Origin of the sequence: Allorhizocola rhizosphaerae, assembly GCF_003426775.1 — a bacterium.
Classification (GTDB): Bacteria; Actinomycetota; Actinomycetes; order Mycobacteriales; family Micromonosporaceae; genus Allorhizocola; species Allorhizocola rhizosphaerae.
In genome coordinates this window covers 1-4219 of record NZ_QJUG01000388.1, presented here as the reverse complement: position 1 = coordinate 4219, position 4219 = coordinate 1, and the positions used below count along the sequence as shown (strand labels likewise).

Sequence of the window (4219 nt, the reverse complement as noted above, 5' to 3'; positions counted from 1 at the left end):
CGCGGCAGGCGGTGTGGCTCGCCGAGCAGCAGGCCCTGGTGCGCGAAGCCCAGCGGCGGCGCGCCGAGGCGCGGCGGGAGGCGGCGCGTCAGCTGGAAGAGGAACTGCTGCGCGCGCAGGAGGCCATGCGGGTGCTCGCCGAGCAGGCCGCCGCGGCGGCACGGGCCGAGCGCGGCAAGCGGGTCGCGACCATCTCATACCGGCGCCACCCGGGCGTACGGGGACGCGCATACGACGTGGGCCCGGCCGCGTGACGGCCGATCCAAACCGCGTGCGACGGTGGGATGGGAGTGTGCTAACGTTGTGCGGTCCGTCCGGCGGGTTCCGTCTGGCGGGCAACCCAATTGGGGATGTGGCGCAGTCTGGTAGCGCACCTCGTTCGCATCGAGGGGGTCAGGGGTTCGAGTCCCCTCATCTCCACCTGACATGGCGGTACGCGAACCGTGTACCGCCATCGCTATGTTCGCCGGTCATCCCAAATGGTTTGTCACGTCCATCGTTGGGTGTATTGCTGGTGACTGGATCCCAATGATCGGCCCGACGTATTGATCATGCGGTCGGAAGCCCGTGTGAGCGTCCCGGCCGGCTCGTCAGGGATGCCTTGAGCATTGTCGTGTGTCTCTACCAGCGGTCCTTGGCCCAGTGTGCCGCCTCGCCGATCAGTGCGGGCAGTTCGGGTGGGTTCCAATGAGGCCACCTCGGCCAGCGGCACCCACTTGGCGGTGCTGACTTATCTTTCGGGTGCGTCGTGGTCGCTGTTGGGAAGGCACTGACGACGAGCGGAGGCCGCGGGGCGAGGGCGTCAGGTCCGGGGTGTGATGCGGAGGAGGCGGTCGTCGGTGCCGTTGGAGGTGGTGATGTAGAGGGCGCCGTCCGGGCCGCTGCGCACGCCGCGCAGCCGGCCGTAGGCGTCGTTGAGCTCGGTCGGTAACGCCAGGTCGATCACCCGGTCGCCGGTCTCGTCGAGCTGGAACAGCAGGGTTTTCTGCCCGCGCAGCGCGACGACGGCCAGCCGGCCGTTCAGCGGGCCCCACTGCGTACCGTTGAGGAACGCGGCCCCGGACGGCGCCTCTGTCGAGGTCTGGCCCGAAGTCCACAGCGGCAGGACCGCGTCGGGGAAGCGTTCGCGGTCGGTCATGGGCACGCTCTCGTCGTACGTCTGGACGGTGCCGCCGCGCGACGGGTCCCAGCCGTAGTTGCCGCCGGGTCGGATGCGGTTCATCTCGTCGAACCCGCTCGGCCCGTGCTCGGTGGTGAACACCTGGCCCGAGCCGGGCCGCACGGCGACGCCCTGGACGTTGCGGTGGCCGTAGCTGTAGACGCGCCGCTCGTTGGCGTCGGGCGACGACGAGAACGGATTGTCCGGTAGGCCCTCGCCGGTGCGCAGGTCGATGCGCAGTACCTTGCCGCCAAGGCTGCGCCGGTCCTGCGGGTGCGATGGCCGCGCCACGTCGCCGGTGCCGACCAGCAGCGCGCCGTCTGCGGCGATCGTCGGACGGCAGCCCGAATGCCGGCCGGTGCTGATCGGAAGTCCGGTCAGTAGGTCGCGCACGCGAGTGGCGCTCGCCGCGTCCGGCGACAGCTGCCAGGTGACCAGGCGTACATCCACCGGCTGACCGTTCTGCTGGTGGGTCTGGCAGGTGGTGAACTCGCGAGTCTGGGCGAAGTCCGGGTGGATTACCAGGCCCATCAGCCCGCCCTCGCCGCGGACGAACACGTCGGCGAGGTCGGCCCGTACCTCGTTGGCCGTGCCGCCGTCGACGAGCCGGAACCGGGCCGGCCGCTCGGTGAGCAGGATGCGCCCGTCGGGCAGAAAGCCGATGTCCCATGGATGCTCCAGCCCGGCCACGACGGTCTCCACGGCCAGTCCTCCAGCCTGCGGCCTGGCGGTCATGTCGGCGGTTTCCGGCGAGCCGCCGTCGCAACCGGCGACGAGGCCGGCCACCAGGACGGTTGTCAGTGTCCGGCGCCAATGCGTGATCGCCATGAGCTCCTCCAAGCGGGTGTTACGGTTCAGCCGATCGCCCTAGTGCCCCGTCGTGCCTGCTGGCAACGCCGGCCCGGCTCCGGCGGCGGGCCGCCTGGTGATCTCTGCTGGAGATTACGCGAACAGGCGCTGCGTTCCCAAGGAGAGCGGAGCACCGGCTAACCGGCTGGGGATTGCGTGCACGGCTGGGACAGCCGGCCGCGTCGCTTGCGGGTCGCCGACCGGGTGCTGCGGACGCGGTGATGCTGCTGGCCGCTACGACCGGCGATCTGGTTCGTGTTCAGCACATTCTGGCCTATCTGGGCGCGCGTTGCCGCGCTCCATGCCGGTGATACCGCGCGGTGTGTGGTCGGCGGTGGCTTGCCTGCAGCTGTCCGGGGCCCCGCGCCGGATCGATGTTCGGTAGCCCTCGGCATATGTGGCGAGGTGCGGGGCCGCCCGCGGTGTACAGGCCCCATGAGGCGGGGCATCCGCAGGCAGGATGAAAGTCAGGCGGCGGCCAGGAGGGAAGACGTTTTCTGTTTCTCCTTCGCCTTCTCCTGCTCGGTGGGCGTGCCCGAGGCGGTGGTGGCCGGATCGTGGCGGGGTGTGGTCTGCCTGGCCATGTCGTCGTCGGTGGTGAACATCTCGAGCAGTTTGGTCACTTCCAGTATGAGGCGCACGAATGGCTGTGGATGTTTGATCCATATTTGGCACCCGGTGGTTTGGGCGGTGGTGTGTGCGGCGAGGAGGACTCTGAGGCCGGAGCAGTCCAGGAACGTGCATGTGGTCAGGTCGACGTTGATGACGGTGGGACGGTGAGCGATCAATGCTTTCAGGAGTGCGGTATGTAGGTCGGGTGCGGTGGCCAGATCGATTTCTCCGGTCACGGTCACGACGACTGTGTGAGGGGTCGTGTGTCGGGTTTGCAGGTGCAACGATGCGGGTGCGGTGACTGGCGAAGTGGGAATAGGCATGTGGTGCTCCAAGCCCAACGGCGGTTCGTGAGAGTGCGGGTTGGAGGGCGGGGACCAGGCCCAACGCCGAGGAGCAGCACACCCGTGTGATGGTGGGCGATTGTTGCGGGCTCGGCTGGCCGCGCATGTCCAGTGCAGCGCGGTCACCTTAGGTTACCGCCTGTCACCGCTGAGCGGAACGAGGAACCATGCAGGCCTGCCGTGATGGTGTGTGTTTGGTGGTCGTGGGTGCCTGTGGGCACCAGCCAGGGTGAGACAAACTCGTGCAACGTCTGCGGTTTCGGTATGTCGCGCCCCGTTCCGGCGGCCGTTGTCGGTCGATGAGGTCCTGGTGGGGAGCCTGTCAGGTGTGGTGGAGTTTGGGGCGGTTGTCGGCGTGGCGGCGTGAGCGGCGGTGCGCGCAACGGCCGGGGGCGGAACGGCTAGGAGGCGGAATGGGCGGGGGTAGGATGGTTGTGGACAGCCGCCTGGGCTAGTCGCGTTTGATCTGGTCCTTGTCTGACGTTGCCGTGTCTTTCGCGGCCTTGCGAACCGTTAGGGTATCGGAGGCAGCACGCGTGGTGTCGCTGCGGCTATCAGACGATGTCCGGATCGGACGCTGCGATGGATGCTGACCGCCGGGTGCGGCTATGGGGTCTGGTTGTCGAGTGTGCCCGGGGTGCGCCGGTGGAGCTTCGGCATGTCTGCGAAACGGCGATCAGAGTGGCCGAAGTGGACAGCGCGGCGATCGTGGTGACGGCTGCGGCCACACCACGTGAGGCGGTGTATGTCAGTGATCCGGTCGCTGCGGTGGCGGAAGAGCTGGCTTTGACGCTGGGTGAAGGTCCTGGCGTGGATGCGCTGGCCGGTGGTGTGGTGCTGGCGGCGGATATCACCGACGCTGCGTTCCTGGCCCGTTGGCCGATGTTCGCACCGGCCGCTGCCCAGGCTGGGGTGAGGGCGGTGTTCGCGGTGCCGCTGCAGGCTGGTGGAATCCGGCTGGGGGTGATGGACCTGTACCGGTCACAGCCTGGCGGTCTTGATGGTGGGCAGTTGGCCGGTGCGCGGATTCTGGCGGACACGGCGTGCGCGTTGCTACTCGATCTGGCCGGACACGGCATGACCGGACACGGCATGGCCGGGCACGGTTCGAGCATGGCCGGGCACGACATGGCCGGGGCGGGCGTGGCTGGTCAGGGTTTGGGCGTGGCTGGTCAGGGTGGGGTGGGGTTGGGTGGGCCGGAGCCGGTTGGTGGTGCCCATCCGGTGGTGCACCAGGCTACTGGCATGCTGATCG

The 4219-nt window shown here is 68.5% G+C and carries 3 protein-coding genes, 1 tRNA gene and 1 pseudogene; 3 read left to right on the top strand and 2 right to left on the bottom strand.

Translation table 11 applies throughout. The features are described 5' to 3' along the window. Positions 1-254, top strand: a pseudogene (locus DM816_RS40560) (divisome protein SepX/GlpR); the annotation flags it as partial. A 92-nt stretch (positions 255-346) separates the two neighbouring features. Further along, positions 347-420 (top strand) — tRNA-Ala (locus DM816_RS40555). Between the two features lie 382 nt (positions 421-802). On the opposite strand, the gene DM816_RS40550 is transcribed toward DM816_RS40555, so the two are convergent. Beyond that, entirely contained in the window at positions 803-1987 is a 1185-nt protein-coding gene (locus DM816_RS40550; RefSeq protein WP_117215760.1) for a PQQ-dependent sugar dehydrogenase, read from the bottom strand. Positions 1988-2475: 488 nt separating this feature from the next. Further along, positions 2476-2943, bottom strand: coding sequence for an STAS domain-containing protein (locus DM816_RS40545; protein ID WP_117215759.1), 468 nt, complete (start codon positions 2941-2943; stop codon positions 2476-2478). A gap of 666 nt (positions 2944-3609) precedes the next feature. On the opposite strand from DM816_RS40545, the gene DM816_RS40540 reads away from it, so the two are divergent. Then, positions 3610-4219: GAF domain-containing protein (locus DM816_RS40540; RefSeq protein WP_162908366.1), on the top strand; the 610-nt coding region annotated here is incomplete at its 3' end.